The organism is Sphingopyxis sp., from assembly GCF_035686825.1.
Taxonomy (GTDB): Bacteria; Pseudomonadota; Alphaproteobacteria; order Sphingomonadales; family Sphingomonadaceae; genus Sphingopyxis.
The window spans coordinates 174,496-193,451 of record NZ_DASRYZ010000004.1; the positions used below are offsets into that span (position 1 = coordinate 174,496).

The following is an 18,956-nucleotide window of genomic DNA, read 5'->3' on the forward strand; positions in this document are numbered from 1 at the left end:
TTCGCCCCCGATCTCAGCGCGCACATGGGTGCGCTTTGTTCCTGTCTTGTTCGACTCAGGGCGAAGCCCCGATCCTAGCATCTAAACCCGTCCACGGGGCACTTTTTTTGGGCGCAGCAAGGGTTTTTCCGGGTCCATATGCGATGGACGACGGAAATCCGCCACTTGCAGCCGAATACTATTTATTGGGGTGCCCCCGTGGTTGACCCACCACCTATAGTGCCACGTCGGCGCGACGATGCAAGACGGTAAATGACAGGTTGAAGACTCAACTCGTCGATAATTTGATTCGTCTCGTCGCCTCCGATGCACGAACAAAAGGCGTCGCGCCAGCGTTTCCGCGGCTTTGCGCGCGAAGGGGCGGATACGGGTGCGGGACCAAAATTTTTTCGGTCGCGAAGAAGGGCTTGCCGCGACGCGGCGCCATTACCCGAAGCGCGACGCGGCGACGGCCAGAGGGGCGGTCTCGCCTGGCGCCCGCACAGGATCGGCGTTGGGCAAAAAGAAAGGGCCCCGGCGATGCCGGAGCCCTCTCCTTTTAATTTGTTTCCGAGTTAGGCCTGGCCGCCACCGTTGCCGGTGCCGCCGCCACCCAGAAATTTCCAAAACCAACCCATTTCAGATCTCCTGTTGGCACTGCCCATGCGGAACAGTTAACAGGGCGTATACCTTAATTAGTAAGGTAAATCGAGTCTTAACTATAAGCATTATAGCCAATCTGGCAGTTATGCGATGCGGTTATGGGGAAGCGCCGTGAGAGTCGCGGTCAGTTCGGAAAACAATTGTGGTTTTCCAAGATGATAGCCTTGGCCGACATCGCAGCCGAGGCCGGCGAGCAGGGCCATGGTTTCGCCGTCCTCGATGCCTTCGGCGACCGCGACGGCGCCGAGGCGGTGCGCGAGATCGATCGTCGATTTGACCACTTCGAGGTTCCGCTGCGAATCGCGCATCGTCATCACGAATCGCTTGTCGATCTTGATCTCGTCGGCCTCGATCTCGGTCAGATATTCGAGGTTCGACTGGCCGGTGCCATAATCGTCGATCGACAGGCGGATGCCCGTCCGGCGCAGCTGTGCGAGCGTCTGGCGCGCCTGGCGGCTGTTTTCGATCTGCGCGGTTTCGGTGATCTCGATCGTCAGCGTCTCGGGGGGCAGGTGATGCGCGGTCAGCATCACGCGGATCGTGCCGACAAGGTCGCTGTGGTCGAGCAGGCTCGCCGACAGGTTAACCGACATGTTGATGTGGATGCCGCGCTCGCGCAGCTGCGCCGCCGACCGGATCGCCTGATCCATCACGAACAGCGTGAGGCGATAGATATCCTGGCTCTTTTCGGCCTGGACGATGAACTCGTCGGGCGGGATCGGCCCGCGCGTCGGGTGCGTCCAGCGCGCGAGCGCCTCGACCCCGACGAGCTTTTTCGACGCGATTTCATATTGCGGCTGGAAAGCGACCCAGATGTCGCCGCCGGTGAGCGCGTCTTCGAGCTGCGAGTGGAAGCTCAGCTGCCAGCCCGCGTCCTCCTTTTGGCGCGAGGTATATTTGGTCCAGAGCGACCGGGTGCGGATCGCGCGTTCGGCGGCGACGAGCGCGGCGGCGAGACGCTGCGCGTTCGAGCCTTCGAACTCGTCGTTGACGCCGAAGGCGATCGCGACGTCGACACGCAGCTCGCCGATCGTCAACGGCGCGTTGAACAGCGCGGCGAGGCCCGCGAGCTGCCCCTCGATCTGGCTGTGCTGATAATAGGGCACCAGCCAGGCGAAGGTGCCGTCGAGATCATGGTGGAGCGCAGTACCCTGCGACGCGAGCTGGAGCCGGCGGGTGACCTGTTCGACGAGCTTGCCGATGCCGTCGCCCGGGATGAAGGCGGCGAGATCTTCGAAATTGACGACCTTGGCGGCGATGACGGTGGCGCTGCCGAACGACGGCTGCGAGCGCAAGGCTTCGAAATTGGGGAGGCCCGACAGGGGGTTTTCACGCTGCGCCAGGCGGCGGCGGCTGGTACGCGAGACGTTTGCGCCGATCACGGCGGCAAGGAACAGGGCGGCCCCGATCGAACTGCTGACCAGCATCGTCATCAGATAGATTTTGCTGACGATCAGCACGATGGCGAGCGCCGCAGCGATGATGTTGAACCAGCGTGCGCGGCGAAAGGCGGCGGCGCCAAGCAGGAGAATCGCGGTCAATGCGAGATGCGGAAACCAGCCGATGTCGACAGGCATGCCGCGTTTCAACGTTTCGGCACCGATCACATGTACATAGGCCCCTGGCACGCGGTCGTGCCCGGGAAGATAATGATTGTCTTGAAACTCCGCCGCCGTCGGCGCGAAGATTACGTCGCGCCCGGCAAGTTCGCGCGCGACCTTGCCCGACAGGACGTCGCTTGCGCTATATTCGGTAATCGAACTCGTCTTGTAGGAATAGTCGAGAGCATAAACCCCGGCTTCGTTCGATCGCCGGTTCGCGAGCAATGACGAGAAGCTTGGAATGGCCCGTCCGTTGACGTCCAGCGTGATCGGTATCCGCCAGACCTGCCAGAGTTCATATTCCCAGCCGATGCATGCGATCCGGGCCGCGGTGCCGAAGGCGGGGCTGGGGAAGCGCGCCAATTCGGAATCGCCGCTGCGTGCCGATTTCGCCGCGACGGCAAGGATGGCGCGGTCGCCCATTTTCTTCACCGCCGCCGTCAGCAAGCGAAAATCGGAATCGCTTTCGCGCCGGTCATAAGTGAAGTCGATAAACAGGCGTTTCGCACCGGCCCGGTCGATCGCATCGACCAGCTGCGCGTGCCGGGTCATCGAAAAATCGCGACCGGCAACTTCGTCGAGTGTCCGGTCGTCGAGCGCCACCACGACGATGTCGTCCGACACCGGTCGCCACGCAACACGGCCGATCGCAGCCTCGATCACGCGATCGATCGGCTCGCTGACCGCCGCCAGCCCCACGACCACGCTGAGCAGCAACGACAGCGCGATCGTTCGCCAGCTGATGATCAGACTTTTGACCGGGAAGGGCACGCACGTCTCCAGCAATTGCCGGTCGCGTCTAGCCCCAGATGGTTATCATCGCGTTAATTATGAATGAAATCCCGTGCCGTGCGACGGAACGCAAAGCACAGGATTCCGGCAGATTCAGGCGATCGCGGGCAGCGGTTCGAGCGCGGCGTCGCCGGCGAGCGCCGATGCCGCCAGCCCGGTCGCCGCGGGGACGATCTGCTGAAGGTAGAAGCGCGTCGAGGCGATCTTGGCCTCGAGGAAGGCGCGGTCGCCGTGCCCCTCGTCGAGCGCGGCGCGCGCGGCCTTGTGCTGGATCGCCATCAGCCAGCCGCACGTCGCCGTCGCGAGCATGGTGAGATAGGGATAGCTGCCCGCGAGCCGGTCGGCGGTGTTCGCGTTCACCATCCAGTCGGTGACCGCGCGGCACGCGTCGACGAGCTGCTGCAATTCGGGGGAATCGGCGGCGCCCGCCGCAATGTCGTCGATCAGGCCGCGGACGAGATCGCCGCCCGCCATGCCGAGCTTGCGGCCCACCAGATCGGCGGCCTGGATGCCGTTGGTGCCTTCGTAGATCGGCGCGATGCGCGCGTCGCGATAATGCTGCGCGGCGCCGGTTTCCTCGATGAAGCCCATGCCGCCATGCACCTGCACGCCGAGGCTGGCGACCTCGCAGCCGATGTCGGTCGCGTGCGCCTTGACCAGCGGGATCAGCACTTCGGCGCGCATCGCGGCGCCCTCGTCGCCGAGCTTGCCGAAGTCGATCTGCGCCGCGGCATAGTAAGTGAGCGCGCGCGCGGCCTCGGTCTGCGCGCGCATCCGCCACAGCATGCGGCGGACGTCGGGGTGCTGGTCGATGGTGACGGGGGTGCGGTCGGGCGCGCCCGCGAGCGCCGACTGGACCCGCTCGGCGGCGAAGCGCTGCGCCTGCTGCGTCGCGCGCTCGCCGATCTGGATGCCCTGACAGCCGATCATCAGGCGGGCGTTGTTCATCATCACGAACATCGCGCGCATGCCGCCCATTTCGCCGCCGACGATCTCGCCGAGGCAATCCTCGTCCTCGCCATAGACCATCACCGCGGTCGGCGAGCCGTGGATGCCGAGCTTGTGCTCGATCGAGGCGCAGTGGACGCCGTTTGAAATCGTCGGCTTGCCGCCCTCGTCGAGGCGGTATTTGGGGACGAGGAAGAGCGAGATGCCGCGCGTTCCCTCGGGCGCGCCGGGGGTGCGCGCGAGCACGAGATGGACGATATTGTCGGTGAGATCATGCTCGCCGAAGGTGATGAAGATCTTTTGCCCCTTGATCCTGTAGAGGCCGGCGTTCGGGCCTTCGGTGACCTTCTCCGCGGTCGAGCGCAGCGCGCCGACGTCGCTGCCCGCGGCGGGCTCGGTCAGGTTCATCGTGCCGTTCCACTCGCCGGTGACCAGCTTGGGCAGCCAGGTCTGGCGCTGCTCCTCGGTGCCATAGGCCATCAGCGCGTGGATCGCGCCGGGGGTCAGGATGCTGCACAGCGAAAAGCCCATGTTCGCGCTGCCGAGCGCCTCGATCACCACGGTCGCGAGGGTGAAGGGCAGGTCCTGCCCGCCATAGTCGCCGGGCCCGTCGATGCTGCCCCAGCCGGCCTCGACGAACTGTTTATACGCTTCCCTGAAGCCCGGGGGCATGGTGACGTTACCGTTGTCCCATTTGGGGTTTGTCGTGTCGCCGACGCGGTTGAGCGGCGCATAGACGTCGGCGGCGAACTCGCCGATGCCGGTGACGATCGCCTCGACCATATCGGGGGTCGCAGCGGCGAAACGTTCGTGCTGCGCCATCGCGTCGATGCGCGCGATATGGTTAAGGACGAAGAGCTGTTCGGTGGTGGGCGGCGTATAGGTCATGGATTGGCCACTTTGCTGGTGAATATCGTTGCGCGGGCGCTATAGCGCGGCATGGCCGAAGCCTCAAAGCCCTCTATTGTTCGCGCCTTCGATAGCGCGTCTATCGCCGAAGCGGCGGCGCTGATCGCGTCAGGGCAGCCGGTCGCAGTGCCGACCGAGACGGTGTACGGCCTCGCCGCCGACGCGCGGAGCGCCGACGCGGTCGCGCGCATCTATGCCGCGAAGGGGCGACCCGATTTCAATCCGCTGATCGTCCATGTGCCGACGCTCGCGGCGGCCGAGACGCTGGGCGAGTTCGGCGCCGCCGAACGCGCGCTTGCGACGCGCTTCTGGCCGGGGCCGCTGACCCTGGTGGTGCCGCGCACGCCCGGATGCCCGGTCGCGAGCATCGCGACAGCGGGGCTCGACACGATCGCGCTCAGGGTGCCTGGGCACCGCGCGATGCAGGCGCTGCTGGCGGAGAGCGGCGCACCGCTCGCGGCGCCGAGCGCCAATGCGAGCGGGCGGGTGAGTCCGACGAAGGCCGAGCATGTCCTCGCCAGCCTCGACGGACGGATCGCGTTGGTGATCGACGACGGGGCGACGAGCGCGGGGGTCGAATCGACGATCGCGCGGGTGAAGGACGGTGCGGTCGAAATACTGCGGCCGGGTCCGGTGACCGCGGATATGCTGGCGGCGGCGAGCGGGCTGGTGGTGGCGGGCGTTAAGGGGGCGGAGATCGTCGCGCCGGGCATGCTCGCGAGCCATTATGCGCCGGGGAAGCCGGTGCGGCTGGGGGCGACGGCGTTCGCGGACGACGAGTTCGGGATCGGGTTCGGCGCGGTCGCGGGCGATTACGACCTGAGCGCGCGCGGAGATTTGACCGAGGCGGCGGCAAGGCTGTTCGACGCGCTGCATGCCGGAGCGGCAAGTGCCAAGCCGAGGATCGCGGTGGCGGCGATTCCGGCCGACGGACTGGGCGCGGCGATCAACGACCGGTTGAGCCGGGCGGCGGTTTAAGTCCCCCTCCCATTTAGGGGAGGGGTTAGGGGAGGGCCTGTTTCGGTATCTCCCAAGAACGACATGCCCTCCCCCGACCCCTCCCGCAAGCGGGAGGGGAGAAGGTCAAGCCGCCGCCGGTTCGATCGGATCGCCGTGCGGCGCCTTGCGCGCGACGATCAGGCAGGCCGCGACGATCAGCACCGCGCCGGTGAGCGTCGGCAGCGTCACCGCTTCGTCGAAGAAGAGCCAGCCGAAGAGCATCGCCCAGAGGAAGCCGGTATATTCGGTCGTCGCGAGAATCTGCGTCTCGGCGCGGGCATAGGCCCAGCTCAAAAGCAGCAGCGAGCTGGTCGCGAGCACGGCGGCGCCGACGATGTTCGGGGCCTGCCCCGCGTCGGGAACCGCGAGGAACCATGGCGCCCCCAGCGCGAGGATCGCGGCGACGAAGAAATTCTGGAAGAAGGCGATCTCCATCGGCTCGGCCATCTTCGCCTGCCGCCGCGCGAGGATGAGGTTATAGGCGTAAAAGATCGCCGACAGGAACACCGCGCCGACCGCCCACAGCGCTTCGTCCGAATAATCGCCGCCGAGCTTGCCCGCGACGATGACGATCACCCCCGCGAGCCCGAGCAGCGACGCCGCGATCGAACGCGGGCCGATCTTCTCGCCGAGGAAGATCGCCGCCATGTAGAGCGCCATCAGCGGCGCGACGAAGGCGAGCGCGATCGCCTCGGCGATCGGCAGCCGCGCGAGCGCCCAGAAGAAGCAGAGCGCCATCCCCGCGACGAACAGCGAGCGCCACGCGTGGATCCGCAGCGTCGCCCGACCGGGCCATTTGGGGCGGCTCGCGAAATAGAGAAGGCCGCTCAGCAGCGTGCCGGCGCCGGTGCGCCAGAGCACGGCGTTATAGGCGCCGATGTCGATCGACAGCCCCTTCATCAGCACGTCCATCGCCGAATAGGTCGCGATCCCCGCGCAGGCGATCAGGAAGGGGATGACGGGCGAGGGCGAATCGGGGCGCATGGAAGCGCCTTTAGCGAAAGGTCGCCTGTCCCGCGCCGTCGATATTGAGTTTCTGTCCCGAGCAATAGGGGTTCGCGGCCGAGACGAACCACACCACCGCCGCCGCGACGTCGGCGGGGACGGCGACGCGGCCGAAGGGCATTTTGGCGTCGAGATGGTGGATGTCGGTGTTGCCGGTGATCGCGCGCGAGAGTTTTTCGCCCATGTCGCTGACGGTGAGCGCGGGGGCGACGATGTTGACGCGGACGCCGTTGACCAGCTCTTCCTTGGCGAGCGCATAGGCGAGGGCTTCGCCCGCCGCCTTCGCCATCGTATAGGGCGCGCCGTTCGGCGAATGGGTATAGGTCGCGATGCTCGAGATGACGATGATGTCGCTGCGCTCGTGGGTGCGAAGCTGGGGCAGCGCAAGGCGGCTGAGGCGGTGCGGGCCGGCGGCGTGGACGGCGAAGAGCCTGTCGACTTCTTCGGGGCTCGTGTCGGCGACCGCGAGCCCGCGGCTTGCGATGCCGGCGTTGTTGATCAGGATCGACATGGAGCCGAAGTCGGCCTCGATGGCGGCGACCATCGCGGCGCACGCGGCTTCGTCGGTGACCGACGCCTGATAGGCTTTGGCCTTGCGGCCCAGCGCCTCGATCGCGGCGACGGTTTCGCCGGCGGCCTCCTCGCCGCGGGTGTAGTTCACCGCGACATCGGCGCCCGCTTCGGCAAGGCCGATCGCGATGCCGCGGCCGATGCCGCGCGAGGCGCCGGTGACAAGCGCGACGCGCCCCGCAAGGTTCATGTCGGTCATCGTCTCTCCCTATCGCATCAGTTCATTGTAGATGTCGTCGTCGCTGCGGCTCGCGGCGTTGCGCCATTTGGGCGCGGCCTTGCGGTTGAGCACGCGGCCTTCGGCGTCGAGGATCGCCACCGTCGGCGTGCCCTTGATGCGGAAGCCGAAGCGCTTGGGCACGTCGGGATTGCGGCCCAAGCCCTTCACATGCGGCATGCCGATGTCGGCGTAGACGATCGCGTAGCGGGCGCGGACGGGGGCGAAGCGGTCGGTGGCGAGGAGGTTGGCGAGCCACGCGCTGTCGTGGCATTCGTTCGCGCCCATGACGAGGAGGACGGGTTGGCCCGACTGCCTCGCTTTGGCGAGCGCGGCATCGATCGCGGGCATCGGATCGGCGACGAAGGCGCCGGTCTTATAGGCATCCTCGATGCCCGGGAGCGTGCGCTTTTCGCCGGCGGTCGCGGGTGCGAACGCGAGCAGCGCGGCGGTGAGGGCGAGGGCGATCGGGCGGTGCATGGGGTGACGATAGGTTTTGCATGACGTTTCCGTCAACGTAAGATAGCCTCGCCTCCATGAGCTGGAAAAAAGAAGTGGGCGAACTCGGACAGCGCCGCGCGATGGCCGAGAAGATGGGCGGCGAGGAAAAGGTCGCGCGCCAGCATGGGCGCGGCAAGATGGACGCACGGGCGCGGCTCGCGGGCATCGTCGATGCGGGCAGTTTTCGCGAGATCGGCAAGATCGCGGGGCGCGGGCGCTATGACGCCGACGGCGAACTCGAAGACCTCGCCGCGAGCAATTTCATCTTCGGGCGCGCGAATATCGACGGCCGGCCGGTGGTCGCCTCGGCCGATGATTTCACCGTGCGCGGCGGCGCGGCCGATGCGGCGCTGCACAGGAAGTTCGTCCAGTGCGAGGCGATGGCGCATGAATATCGCCTGCCGCTGATCCGGATGATCGACGGCACCGGCGGCGGCGGGTCGGTCAAGACATTGGAGGATATGGGCTATACCTATATCCCGCACGTGCCCGGCTGGGACGAGATCATCGCGAACCTCGACACGGTGCCGGTCGTCGCGCTCGCGCTCGGGCCGACCGCGGGGCTCGGCGCGGCGCGCGTCGTCGCGAGCCATTACAGCGTGATGGTGCGCGGGCTGTCGCAGCTGTTCGCGGCGGGGCCGGCGGTCGCGGCGGCGATCGGCGACACACTCGACCGCGAGGAACTCGGCGGCAGCGACGTCCATACGCGCAACGGGGTGGTCGACGACGAGGTGGCGAGCGAGGCCGAGGCGTTCGCGGCGGCGCGGCGGTTCCTGTCGTACCTGCCGTCGTCAATCCACGACCGGGCGCACCGCACCATATGCAGCGATCCGGTCGACCGGCGCGACGAGAGCTTGCTGTCGGTCGTACCGCGCGAGGCGAAACAGGTCTATTCGATGCGGCGCATCACCGGCGCGGTATTCGATCAGGGCAGTTTCTTCGAAATGGGTGCGCGCTGGGGGCGCGCGGTGATCACCGCCTTCGCGCGGCTCGACGGCTATCCGGTCGCGGTGCTGGCGAGCGATCCGTCGTACCTCGGCGGATCGTGGGATGCGAAGACGAGCGAGAAGGCCGAGCGTTTCGTCAAGATGGCCGATCAGTTCCGGCTGCCGATCGTCCACCTTGTCGACAATCCGGGCTTCATGATCGGCGGCGAGGCCGAGCGGACGGGGACGATCCGCTACGGCGTGCAGGCGATGAACGCGATCTACCGCGCGACGGTGCCGCTCGCGTCGGTCGTGGTGCGCCGCGCATACGGGATCGCGGGCAGCGCGATGTCGAATGCCGAGCGTTTCCAATATCGTTTCGCCTGGCCGTCGGGCGACTGGGGCAGCCTGCCGATCGAGGGCGGGGTCGAGGTCGCATACAAGAGCGAGTTGGAGGCGGCCGAGGATCCGGCGGCGCATCTCGAGGCGATCCGCGAGCGATTGAACCGCGTCCGCTCGCCGTTCCGCACCGCGGAGAAATTCGGGGTCGAGGATATCATCGACCCGCGCGATACGCGGCCGCTGCTCTGCGAGTTTGCCGAACTGGCGTGGCGGGTGGTGGGGTAAGTCACCCACAGTCGTCATCCCGGACTTGATCCGGGATACATTCTCGCTACGTCGCCTGGATCCCGGATCAAGTCCGGGATGACGGATGGTTGGGTGCCGGTCATCCTTCCAGATTCTCGCGAAACCGCCGGCTGCCGCGTAGCGTCTCGCCGCTTGCCATTTCGACGTCGAAATCGCCGCTCTTGTGGGTGACCACGCGCCGCACCGCATTGCGGCGGACGAGGCGGCCGCGGTGGATGCGCTCGAAACCCGCGCCGGCGAGTTCGGCCTCGATCGCGGTCAGCGTCGCGCGGTGGAGCAGGCGCTCGCCGCGCCAGGCGACCTCGACATAATTTCCCGCCGCGCCGACATGCTCGATCTCGTCGACCGGCAGGTGATGCGTGACCGCCCCGTCGCCGATCGCGAGCGTCCTGCGTTCGGGCGCCGGCGCGGGCGGCGCGGCGTAGCGGGCGACGAGCCACTGGACGAGGAAGAGGATGAAGACGAGTTCGGCATAGGCCGAGAGATCCTTGCGGAATTCATAGAGGATCGGTGATCCATCGGGCGAGGTGAAATCATAGCCGATCCCCATCGTCCACCAGAGCGCGGTGCGAAAGGCGACCATCAGCGCGATATGGCCGAGCGAGACGGGGATCGCGAGCAGCGCGTGGATCGCGATCGTGGCGGGCAGCGAGAAGCGCGGCGGGCGGATGCGCCGGACCGTGAACCAGCAGGGGATCATCATCACCACCCAGGCGGCGAGACTGCTGCCTTCGAGCATCCAGGCGATCGTCGGCGACGTCGCAAGGCCCGCGCCCTGCCGGTCGGCGATATAGGAATAGACATTGGCCGTGATGCGGATGAGCCCGAAGAGGAAGATCGCCATGAGCAGCAGCGCGGTCAGCGCGCGCGCGCTCAGCCCGCTCGTCCCGGCTCCGCCGCCATTCGTCCCGGCCCTGTCTTTCTCCGTCACATCGGCCCCGCTGTTCGTCCCGCCGGGATCGCCCGCCGTCCGCTTTTCCGATTAGCGGCTGCGGCAAGTCCCGGCAAAGGAGATTTGGGCAGATGCAAGCGGCGCGGCATTACGGAATGGACTGGCTGCGGATCGGCGCCTTCGCGCTGCTGATCCTCTATCATATCGGCATGTTTTTCGTGCCGTGGGGCTGGCATGTGAAGATCGACCCGGTGATCGACTGGGTCGCGATCCCGATGTTCGCGACGAACGGCTGGCGGCTGCCTTTGCTGTTCCTCGTCTCGGGCTATGCGAGCGCCGCGCTGGCGGCGAAGCTCGGCGGGGCGGGGGCCTTCGCGCGCTCGCGGAGCGCGCGGCTGCTGGTTCCACTCGCCTTCGGGATCCTGATCGTCATCCCGCCGCAGCCGTGGATCGAGCTGGTCGGCCAGCATGGCTATGATCATGGCTTCCCGCATTTCTGGGCGCATGACTATTTCCGCTTCGGCTCGCTCGGCGGGATCATTCTGCCGACCTGGCAGCATCTGTGGTTCGTCGTCTATCTGTGGGTCTATACGATGCTCGCGGCGCTGCTCCTGGCAGCACTGCCCGCGGCGGCGCGCGCGCGGATCGCCGACGGTGCGGCGCGGCTGCTGTCGGGCTGGGGGCTGCTGATCGTCCCGATGCTCTGGTGGCTTGCCGTCTATGCGGCGTTTCCCGGGCATGAGGAGACGCACGCGCTGTTCGACGATGGGCCGTCGCATCTTCATTATTTGATGGCGTTCGCGGCCGGCTGGCTGTTGCGCGTGCGGCCGATCCTGTTCGAAAGTGTCGCGCGCTGCTGGAAGGCGGCGGCGCTGCTGGCGCTGCTCGCCTTCGTGCCGGTCGCATGGGTCGAATGGACATGGCCCGGCGATACGCGCGCGCCGCACTGGCCGATCATCCTGTTCCATGTCGCGCGGCAGGTGCAGGGGTGGGCGACGATCGTCGCGCTCGTCGGGATCGCCGACCGCTGGTGGAACCGCGACCATCCGCAGCGCGCGATGCTCGCCGAGGCGGTGTTCCCCTTTTACATTGTCCATCAGACGATCATCGTCGTCGTGGGCTGGTGGCTGCTTCAGGCTCGCGTCGCGGCCTTGCCCTCCTTCCTGATCCTTATCGCGGCAACGGTGATCGGGTGCTGGCTTTTCTATGCGATCGGGCGCAGCATCGGCTGGCTGCGACCGCTGATCGGATTGCAGCGAAAAGCGGGGAGGATGTGATGGGCGCTTTGAAGGGCATATTGGCGATCGTCGGGGTGGCGATGATCCTCGTCGGCGGTTTGTGGGCGCTGCAGGGGCTCGACATCGTCCGCTGGCCGGCGAGCAGCTTCATGCTCGGCGACACGACATGGACGCGCAATGGCGTCATCCTCATGGTCGTCGGCGTGGTGCTGGTCTGGTTCGCGCGGAAGCGATAGGGATTGACTACAAATGTAGTTGATCTGTATTGCAGATATGATACACCTCCGTGCGGCCGGGGCCGGATGGGAGACAGATATGATTCGTTCATCGCGCCTATTGCCCGCTCTGCTGGTAGCGACTGCCATCGCCGCCGGCCCGATTTTCGCGCCGCCGCCCGCGATGGCGGCCGACGAGGTCGATACCGAGACGATCGCCGAAAAATATGCGGCGCTGCTCGAACGCGACTATCTCTATTCGGAGACGGGCAAACGCTACGCCGACGCGATCCGCGCGGCGATCGCGGCGGGGCGCTACAAGGGGCTGAGCGGTGAGGCGCTGGGCGCGGCGGTTGACAGCGATGTAAACGCGGTTGCGCCCGACGGCCATCTGCGGCTGCGCGTGCCCGAGGCTGCCGCGGACGCAGCGGCGCCTGCTCCAGGCGGTGCGGCACCGGTGCGCCGGTCGCCCAAGGTGCCGGTCGAGCAGGCGGGCTGGATCGCTCCGGGGATCGCTTTCGTTCGCTTCAACGTCTTTCCGATGGACGATGCGGTGACCGCCGAGGCCGCGAAGTTCATGGCCGATCATGCCGATGCGAAGGCGATCATTTTCGACATCCGCACGCACAATGGCGGCGGGCTCGACCAGATGGACGCGATCTTTCCCTGGCTGTTCGACAAGGAAACGCGGCTGGTGACGATGGCGACGCGCGCGTCGGTCGATGCCGAGGGCGGATCGCCGATCGCCGGCATCGCCTCGATGCGCATGGTGAAGGGCGACGCGGGCATGGTAGCGCGCGAGCATTGGGCGACGCCGAACGAGGATAGGCGGTTGCGCGACGCGAAAGTCTATGTGCTGACCTCCGGCGCGAGCGCGTCGGCGGCCGAGCATTTCGCGCTGGCGATGAAGCACACGGGACGCGGGGTGCTGGTTGGCGCGCCGACCGCGGGCGCCAATCATTTCGGGCGCGGCGAGCAATTGGGCGGCGGTTACGGGGCCTTCATTCCGGTCGGGCGCACCTATGATCCGGTGACGGGCAAGGATTGGGAAGGCGAGGGGGTTTTGCCCGATATCGCGGCGCCGCCGGCGGAAGCATTGGCGCGCGCGCTGACCGAGCTCGGCGTCGCGCCCGCCGAGGCGAAGCGTCTGTCCGACGCGCATATGCCGAGCTGGCCGATGGAACGGCGGAGGCCGCGCGGCGCGCGTTAATTTCCCTCTTTCGTCATGCCGGACTTGATCCGGCATCCATGCTACGGCGGTGGCTTGGACCCCGGATCAAGTCCGGGGTGACGATGTTATTGGGAAGCCAAGCGCGTCAGCGCCTCGCCATCGACGCGCATCACGGTCCATTCGTCCATCGGCTTGGCGCCTAGCCCCAAGTAAAACCCGATCGACGGGGCGTTCCAGTCGAGCACCCACCATTCGAGGCGCGCATAGTCGCGCTCGACGCAAAGCTTGGCGAGATGCGCGAGCAGCGCCTTGCCGAGCCCCGAGCCGCGCGCTTCGGGGCGCACGAACAGATCCTCGAGATAGATGCCGGGGCGCCCCTCGAAGGTCGAGAAATTGTGGAAGAAGAGCGCGAAGCCCTGCGGCGCGCCATCGATTTCGCCGATCACGACCTCGGCATAGGGGCGCGCGCCGAACAGATTTTCGCCGAGCCTGGCTTCGTCGAAGCGGACTTCGTGCGACAGCTTTTCATATTCGGCGAGGTCGCGGATGAACCCGGCGATCAGCGGCAGGTCGGCTGGCGTGGCGGAGCGGATCGATAGCGTCATGGCGCTGCTGTGTCGGCGCGCACGCACGCTGTCAAATGCGCGATCGCGCTTTCAGGATCGCGAGCGCCGCGATGACGAGCGCGGGCTGGCCGAGCACCGCCGGCGCATCGGCCCAGAAGGTCGCGGGGCCGCAAATCCCGGCGGCGACTTCATAGATGTGGAGCAGCCCGTGCAAGGTCAGCCACAGCCCGCCGACGAACGCCGCGCGCCAGCGGCGGGCGGGACCGGCGGTCGCATAGAGCAGGATCAGCCCCGAACCCAGATAGGCGAGCCCGATGTCGCGGATGAAATGCGCGTTGGGCGGGCCGGTGGTGACGACGGTGGGCACGAACACATACCAGTCGAGCGGCTTCGCCACCATGAAGAGGCCGTTGGCGATCGTCGTGACCGCGGCGACAAGCAACAGCAGCTGGACGAGGCGGTCGAGGGTGTCGGGCTTGGCGGGCATGGCGGCTTGCTCCTGCTGGGGATGCGAGGTTAGTTGTTACTGACAGAGATGTAAATGCGGTGTGGGGTGAGCGGCCGGTTTCGGCTGAAGGCCGACCTTTATTGCATCGTCACCCCGGACTTGATCCGGGGTCCATGACTTCGGCGACGCAATGGATCCCGGATCAAGTCCGGGATGACGAAGGTTGGGGTAGCAACGTCCGCTCTCCACCCCAAAGCGGAATCGCGCCTAGGCCGCCTTGCCGTGCGTCACGTCCATGCTCACCGCGCTGCCCGCCTCGATCTCGGCGGCCTTCGCTTCGACGAGCCCGACGATGTGCTGGATCATGTCGGCGTCGGCGACATGATGGTCGGTGACCCCCGAGAGGAAGACCATATGCTTGCCGTTGCCGCCGCCGGTGATGCCGATGTCGGTTTCGCGCGCTTCGCCGGGGCCGTTGACGACGCAGCCCAATACCGAGAGCGACATCGGGGTCTTGATGTGCTGGAGTGCTTCTTCGAGCGCCTGGACGGTGCGGATGACGTCGAAGCCCTGCCGCGCGCAGCTGGGGCAGGAGACGACGCGGACGCCGCGGGTGCGGAGCCCCAGCGACTTCAATATTTCGTAACCGACGCGCACTTCCTCTTCGGGCTCGGCCGAGAGGCTGACGCGGATCGTGTCGCCGATGCCGGCCCAGAGGAGGTTGCCGATGCCGAGCGCCGATTTGACCGTGCCGCCGATCAACCCGCCCGCCTCAGTGATGCCGAGGTGGAGCGGACAGTCGACCGCGTCGGCGAGCTGCGCATAGGCGGCGACCGCGAGGAAGACGTCGCTTGCCTTCACCGCGACCTTATATTCGTGGAAGTCGTGATCCTGGAGCAGCTTGATATGATCGAGCGCGCTTTCGACGAGCGCCTCGGGGCAGGGCTCGCCATATTTTTCGAGCAGATCCTTTTCGAGGCTGCCGGCGTTGACGCCGATGCGGATCGCGCAGCCGTTGGCTTTCGCGGCGCGCACGACCTCGCCGACGCGCTCCGACGAGCCGATGTTGCCGGGGTTGATGCGCAGGCACGCGGCGCCCGCGTCGGCGGCCTCGAGTGCGCGCTTATAGTGGAAATGGATGTCGGCGATGATCGGGATGCGCGCCGCGCGCACGATCTTGCCGAGTGCCGCGGTCGAATCACTGTCGGGGCAGGAGACGCGGATCAGGTCGGCGCCCGCTTCCTCGCAGCGGCGGATCTGGTCGATCGTCGCGACCGGATCGCTGGTCAGCGTATTGGTCATCGTCTGGACGCTGATCGGCGCGCCGCCGCCGACCGGGACGGTGCCGACCATGATCTGGCGGCTTGTCCGCCGTGCAATATCGCGCCAGGGGCGCAGGCCGGGATTGTGATCGCTCATCGCTAGTGGCTCGACAGATGGGGAGATATGCGTCGCTCTTTAGCCGCGCCGGGGCGGCTTGGCAAAGCCAAGCGACGGCGGGCGGCTTGTGGGCGAAGATTGGCGGCCCTATGCTGCGCCGGTACGGGGCGGAGGTTCCGGTCGTGCCGATGCGGCGCGATCGGCGGTTTCCGCCCGAGAATGAAAGAGTATTGATGCGTTTTTTCGACACGGCCGGCACCGGCCTGTTGCTCGCGGCCGCGACCATGCCGGTCCCCGCTTTTGCCCAGGATGATCCGATTACCGGCGGCGGCGGCCCGCTTTCGCTGTCGGGCGAGGTCGCGGTCGTCAGCGACTATCGTTTCCGCGGCCTTTCGCTGTCGGACGAGGAAATCGCGCTGCAACCGACGCTGACGCTTGCCCATGAAAGCGGGCTTTACGCCGGCGTCTGGGGATCGACGATGCCCGACAGTCCGCTGTCGGGAAAGTTCGAGCTCGACCTCTATGGCGGCTATGCGACCGAGATCGCGCCCGGCACCTCGGTCGATGTCGGGGTGATCTGGTACGGCTATCCCGGCAACCGGAGCTGGGCCGGGCCCGCCGATTATGTCGAGTTCAGCGGCAAGCTGTCGCACGACATCGGTCCGCTGTCGGCGACCGGGACCGTTGCCTATGCGCCCGCGCAGCGATCGATGGGCGACAGCTGGTATTATAATCTCGGCGTCTCCTCAGGCATCCCCAATACGCCGGTCACGGTCCACGCCGGGGTCGGCTATTCCGACGGCTCGCTCGCGCTGACCGCGCCCCCGGGCGATTATGTCGACTGGTCGCTCGGCGCATCCTATGTCGTCGGTCCGGCGACGCTCTCGGCGCGCTACATCGACACCGATATTGCGAAGACGGGGGTGAAGGCGATCGACACGCTTTACGACCCGACGGTGGTATTCAAGCTCGGGCTTGCCTTCTGATCGCGCGCAGAGACTCGATTTCGTATAATATAATTTCGCGCTGCGCATCGATTCATAATCAACTGTTGCACAAAAGTCGCATTGTGCCCTCTTAACGTGGCGGATGCTGCTTTTTCGTTTGTGCGTCGCACCAATCTGGTGAAGATCGACGCACGCACGACGGGACCAGACCCGAAAAGAGGCCGGCAGCCGTGCGGCAGGCAGGGACGATCCACCAACTAACAGGGATCTGTCCATGAAAATTCTCGTACGCGCGTGCCTTGGTGCGCTTGTCGCCGCGACGGCGATGTCCACCCCGGCCTTTGCCCAGGAAGAAGAAGCCGCCGGCCCGCTCACGCTGTCGGGCGGCATCGCGGTGACGAGCGACTATCGTTTCCGCGGCATTTCGCTGTCGAACGAAAAGGTCGCGGTGCAGCCGACGCTGACCGTCAGCCACGAAAGCGGCTTCTATGCCGGGGTCTGGGGCTCGTCGCTTCCCGACAGCCCCGCCTATGGCAAGTTCGAACTCGACGTCTATGGCGGCTTCAACACCGAAATCGCGCCCGGGACGACCGCCGACATCGGCGTGACCTGGTACACCTATCCGGGCAGCGACGACGGCGGCGCGCCGACCGACTATTTCGAAGGCATCGGCAAGCTGTCGCACGACATCGGTCCCGTTTCGGTCACCGGCATGGTCGCCTATGCGCCCAAGCAGGATTCGCTCGGCGACCAGGACAATATCTATCTGAACCTCGGCGCCGGATACGGCATTCCCGGCACGCCGGTCACGCTGACCGCGGGGATCGGCTATAACGACGGGTCGCTCGGTCTCGTCTCGCCCGACGGCCAATATGTCGACTGGTCGCTCGGCGCGTCCTTCGCCGCCGGCCCGCTGACCTTCTCGGCGCAATATATCGACACCGACGTCAAGAAGACGGGGGTCAAGGCCGTCGACACGCTTTACGATCCGACCGTGGTCTTCACGCTGGGCGCATCTTTCTGATCGCCTGACGGGGCGGCGTAAGTCGTACGATCCTCCCTGTCGCGTAGCGATGGGGAGGTGGCAGCCCACAGGGCTGACGGAGGGGCTGCGACGTCGCCGCCCCTCCACCACCTTCGGTGGTCCCCCTCCCCATCGCTGCGCGACAGGGAGGATTTTTTATCGCCAGCGCAGATTATGGGGGCCGAGGTCCGCGAGGGTCTTGGCCCCCATCAATTTCATGCCGCGCTCGATTTCGGCGCGGAGCTGCGCGATCGCGCGCGCGACGCCCTGCTCGCCCGCCGCGGCGAGCGCGTAGAGATAGAGGCGGCCGCCCGAGCAGGCCTTCGCGCCGATCGACAGCGCTTTCAGCACATGCGTGCCGCGCGTGATGCCGCCGTCGCAGATCACCTCGACCTTGTCGCCGACCGCATCGACGATGGCGGCGAGCGCGTCGAAGGGCGCGATGCTGCCGTCGAGTTGCCGCCCGCCATGGTTCGACACCATGATCGCGGTGGCGCCGATATCGGCGGCGCGCCGTGCGTCCTCGACCGCGACGATGCCCTTCAGGCAGAAGGGGCCGTCCCACTGCTTGCGGATCGCCTCGGCGCGTTTCCAGTCGAGGCTCTGGTCGAGCATCGAGGTGAAATATTCGGCCACCGATTTGGGAACGCTCGACCCTTCGGACACATGCGTCGCGAGGTTGGGCAGGCTGAACTTCTCGCGGAGGACGTAGTTCAGCCCCCAGCCGGGCTTGATCGCATAGGAGAGCATGTTCGACGCGGTGAAGCGCGGCGGCGAGGTGAAGCCCGAGCGCAGGCAGCGTTCGCGGTTGCCGCCGACGATCGTATCAACGGTGAGCGCGACCGCGTCGAACTTCGCCTCGCGCGCGGCGTCGAGCATCGCCCGGTTGAGCCCTTCGTCATGATGGACATAGAGCTGGAACAGCTTGGGGCCGCCCGTCAGCGCGCCGGCTTCGGCGAGGCCGATCGTCGCGAGGCTCGAAATGCCCGCGACGGTGCCAGCATTCGCGGCGGCGCGAAGCACCGCGCGCTCGCCCTGCCAGTGGAAGAGGCGCTGGAGCGCGGTCGGCGCGAGGAAGAGCGGCATCGCGATCTCGCGCCCGAAGAGCGTCGTGCGCATGTCCACGCTTTCAACGCCGGCGAGCACGCGCGGGATGAGGTCGCAGCCGTCGAACGCTTCGCGGTTGCGGCGGCGGGTGACCTCGTCGTCGGCGGCGCCGTCGATATAGTCGAACACCGGCCAGGGCAGGCGCCGCTTCGCGAGCCCTCGGAAATCGTCGATATTGTGGCAGTCGGTCAGGCGCACGCTCATCACCCC

17 protein-coding genes are annotated in these 18,956 nt (G+C 66.5%); 7 read left to right on the top strand and 10 right to left on the bottom strand.

The window, feature by feature from the left end:
- Positions 1-725: 725 nt before the first annotated feature.
- Together VFG17_RS09665 and VFG17_RS09670 are read right to left on the bottom strand one after the other, a co-directional pair.
- Positions 726-3,014, bottom strand: coding sequence for an EAL domain-containing protein (locus VFG17_RS09665; RefSeq protein WP_325029259.1), 2,289 nt, complete (start codon positions 3,012-3,014; stop codon positions 726-728).
- Positions 3,015-3,128: 114 nt separating this feature from the next.
- Positions 3,129-4,871 carry an acyl-CoA dehydrogenase gene (locus tag VFG17_RS09670; RefSeq protein WP_325029260.1) on the bottom strand — a complete coding sequence of 581 codons (1,743 nt, stop codon included), beginning with the start codon at positions 4,869-4,871 and terminating at the stop codon, positions 3,129-3,131.
- Positions 4,872-4,922: 51 nt separating this feature from the next.
- Between VFG17_RS09670 and VFG17_RS09675 the strand changes: the two genes are divergently transcribed.
- Positions 4,923-5,870 (top strand): L-threonylcarbamoyladenylate synthase, encoded by a 948-nt coding sequence (locus VFG17_RS09675; RefSeq protein WP_325029261.1) that lies wholly within the window; start codon positions 4,923-4,925, stop codon positions 5,868-5,870.
- 105 nt (positions 5,871-5,975) lie between these two features.
- On the opposite strand, the gene VFG17_RS09680 is transcribed toward VFG17_RS09675, so the two are convergent.
- From VFG17_RS09680 to VFG17_RS09690, 3 genes are read right to left on the bottom strand one after another with little or no spacing between them, the layout of a single operon-like run.
- A complete protein-coding gene (locus VFG17_RS09680; protein ID WP_325029262.1) occupies positions 5,976-6,875 on the bottom strand; it encodes a DMT family transporter in 900 nt (299 codons plus the stop codon).
- Positions 6,876-6,885: 10 nt separating this feature from the next.
- Complete coding sequence (locus VFG17_RS09685) at positions 6,886-7,665, bottom strand: SDR family NAD(P)-dependent oxidoreductase (RefSeq protein ID WP_325029263.1); 780 nt, start codon at positions 7,663-7,665, stop codon at positions 6,886-6,888.
- Between the two features lie 9 nt (positions 7,666-7,674).
- Positions 7,675-8,163: a thioredoxin family protein gene (locus tag VFG17_RS09690; protein WP_325029264.1), complete on the bottom strand. Its 489-nt coding sequence runs from the start codon at positions 8,161-8,163 to the stop codon at positions 7,675-7,677.
- Between the two features lie 56 nt (positions 8,164-8,219).
- Here VFG17_RS09690 and VFG17_RS09695 point away from each other — a divergent pair, with 56 nt between their 5' ends.
- The gene (locus VFG17_RS09695) at positions 8,220-9,737 is read left to right on the top strand and encodes an acyl-CoA carboxylase subunit beta (protein WP_325029265.1); all 1,518 of its coding nucleotides are present in this window, start codon (positions 8,220-8,222) and stop codon (positions 9,735-9,737) included.
- Between the two features lie 100 nt (positions 9,738-9,837).
- On the opposite strand, the gene VFG17_RS09700 is transcribed toward VFG17_RS09695, so the two are convergent.
- Entirely contained in the window at positions 9,838-10,689 is an 852-nt protein-coding gene (locus tag VFG17_RS09700) for a LytTR family DNA-binding domain-containing protein (protein WP_325029266.1), read from the bottom strand.
- 92 nt (positions 10,690-10,781) lie between these two features.
- Here VFG17_RS09700 and VFG17_RS09705 point away from each other — a divergent pair, with 92 nt between their 5' ends.
- The 3 genes from VFG17_RS09705 (at position 10,782) to VFG17_RS09715 (ending at position 13,313) form a co-directional block, all read left to right on the top strand.
- Positions 10,782-11,927: an acyltransferase family protein gene (locus VFG17_RS09705; protein WP_325029267.1), complete on the top strand. Its 1,146-nt coding sequence runs from the start codon at positions 10,782-10,784 to the stop codon at positions 11,925-11,927.
- On the top strand, positions 11,927-12,124 hold the full coding sequence (locus VFG17_RS09710) for a hypothetical protein (RefSeq protein WP_325029268.1): 198 nt from the start codon (positions 11,927-11,929) through the stop codon (positions 12,122-12,124). Before VFG17_RS09705 ends, VFG17_RS09710 begins: the two co-directional genes overlap by 1 nt.
- Positions 12,125-12,203: 79 nt before the next feature.
- Positions 12,204-13,313 carry a S41 family peptidase gene (locus VFG17_RS09715; RefSeq protein WP_325029269.1) on the top strand — a complete coding sequence of 370 codons (1,110 nt, stop codon included), beginning with the start codon at positions 12,204-12,206 and terminating at the stop codon, positions 13,311-13,313.
- A gap of 86 nt (positions 13,314-13,399) precedes the next feature.
- On the opposite strand, the gene VFG17_RS09720 is transcribed toward VFG17_RS09715, so the two are convergent.
- The 3 genes from VFG17_RS09720 to ispG form a co-directional block, all read right to left on the bottom strand.
- The gene (locus VFG17_RS09720; protein ID WP_325029270.1) at positions 13,400-13,879 is read right to left on the bottom strand and encodes a GNAT family N-acetyltransferase; all 480 of its coding nucleotides are present in this window, start codon (positions 13,877-13,879) and stop codon (positions 13,400-13,402) included.
- A 31-nt stretch (positions 13,880-13,910) separates the two neighbouring features.
- A complete protein-coding gene (locus VFG17_RS09725; protein WP_325029271.1) occupies positions 13,911-14,327 on the bottom strand; it encodes a hypothetical protein in 417 nt (138 codons plus the stop codon).
- A 228-nt stretch (positions 14,328-14,555) separates the two neighbouring features.
- A complete protein-coding gene (ispG, locus tag VFG17_RS09730; RefSeq protein WP_325029272.1) occupies positions 14,556-15,707 on the bottom strand; it encodes a flavodoxin-dependent (E)-4-hydroxy-3-methylbut-2-enyl-diphosphate synthase in 1,152 nt (383 codons plus the stop codon).
- 194 nt (positions 15,708-15,901) lie between these two features.
- On the opposite strand from ispG, the gene VFG17_RS09735 reads away from it, so the two are divergent.
- On the top strand, positions 15,902-16,654 hold the full coding sequence (locus VFG17_RS09735) for a TorF family putative porin (RefSeq protein ID WP_325029273.1): 753 nt from the start codon (positions 15,902-15,904) through the stop codon (positions 16,652-16,654).
- 235 nt (positions 16,655-16,889) lie between these two features.
- The gene (locus VFG17_RS09740; protein WP_325029274.1) at positions 16,890-17,639 is read left to right on the top strand and encodes a TorF family putative porin; all 750 of its coding nucleotides are present in this window, start codon (positions 16,890-16,892) and stop codon (positions 17,637-17,639) included.
- Positions 17,640-17,795: 156 nt separating this feature from the next.
- Here VFG17_RS09740 and VFG17_RS09745 read toward each other — a convergent pair whose 3' ends face one another.
- Positions 17,796-18,944 (bottom strand): alpha-hydroxy acid oxidase, encoded by a 1,149-nt coding sequence (locus VFG17_RS09745; protein ID WP_325029534.1) that lies wholly within the window; start codon positions 18,942-18,944, stop codon positions 17,796-17,798.
- Positions 18,945-18,956 lie beyond the last annotated feature (12 nt).

Excerpts from the sequence above, each read along its gene's own strand:
- VFG17_RS09670 (WP_325029260.1), bottom strand. The coding sequence starts at position 4,871 with ATGACCTATACGCCGCCCACCACCGAACAGCTCTTCGTCCTTAACCAT.
- VFG17_RS09675 (WP_325029261.1), top strand. The coding sequence starts at position 4,923 with ATGGCCGAAGCCTCAAAGCCCTCTATTGTTCGCGCCTTCGATAGCGCG.
- VFG17_RS09680 (WP_325029262.1), bottom strand. The coding sequence starts at position 6,875 with ATGCGCCCCGATTCGCCCTCGCCCGTCATCCCCTTCCTGATCGCCTGC.
- VFG17_RS09685 (WP_325029263.1), bottom strand. The coding sequence starts at position 7,665 with ATGACCGACATGAACCTTGCGGGGCGCGTCGCGCTTGTCACCGGCGCC.
- VFG17_RS09690 (WP_325029264.1), bottom strand. The coding sequence starts at position 8,163 with ATGCACCGCCCGATCGCCCTCGCCCTCACCGCCGCGCTGCTCGCGTTC.
- VFG17_RS09695 (WP_325029265.1), top strand. The coding sequence starts at position 8,220 with ATGAGCTGGAAAAAAGAAGTGGGCGAACTCGGACAGCGCCGCGCGATG.
- VFG17_RS09705 (WP_325029267.1), top strand. The coding sequence starts at position 10,782 with ATGCAAGCGGCGCGGCATTACGGAATGGACTGGCTGCGGATCGGCGCC.
- VFG17_RS09710 (WP_325029268.1), top strand. The coding sequence starts at position 11,927 with ATGGGCGCTTTGAAGGGCATATTGGCGATCGTCGGGGTGGCGATGATC.
- VFG17_RS09715 (WP_325029269.1), top strand. The coding sequence starts at position 12,204 with ATGATTCGTTCATCGCGCCTATTGCCCGCTCTGCTGGTAGCGACTGCC.
- VFG17_RS09720 (WP_325029270.1), bottom strand. The coding sequence starts at position 13,879 with ATGACGCTATCGATCCGCTCCGCCACGCCAGCCGACCTGCCGCTGATC.
- VFG17_RS09725 (WP_325029271.1), bottom strand. The coding sequence starts at position 14,327 with ATGCCCGCCAAGCCCGACACCCTCGACCGCCTCGTCCAGCTGCTGTTG.
- ispG (WP_325029272.1), bottom strand. The coding sequence starts at position 15,707 with ATGAGCGATCACAATCCCGGCCTGCGCCCCTGGCGCGATATTGCACGG.
- VFG17_RS09735 (WP_325029273.1), top strand. The coding sequence starts at position 15,902 with ATGCGTTTTTTCGACACGGCCGGCACCGGCCTGTTGCTCGCGGCCGCG.
- VFG17_RS09740 (WP_325029274.1), top strand. The coding sequence starts at position 16,890 with ATGAAAATTCTCGTACGCGCGTGCCTTGGTGCGCTTGTCGCCGCGACG.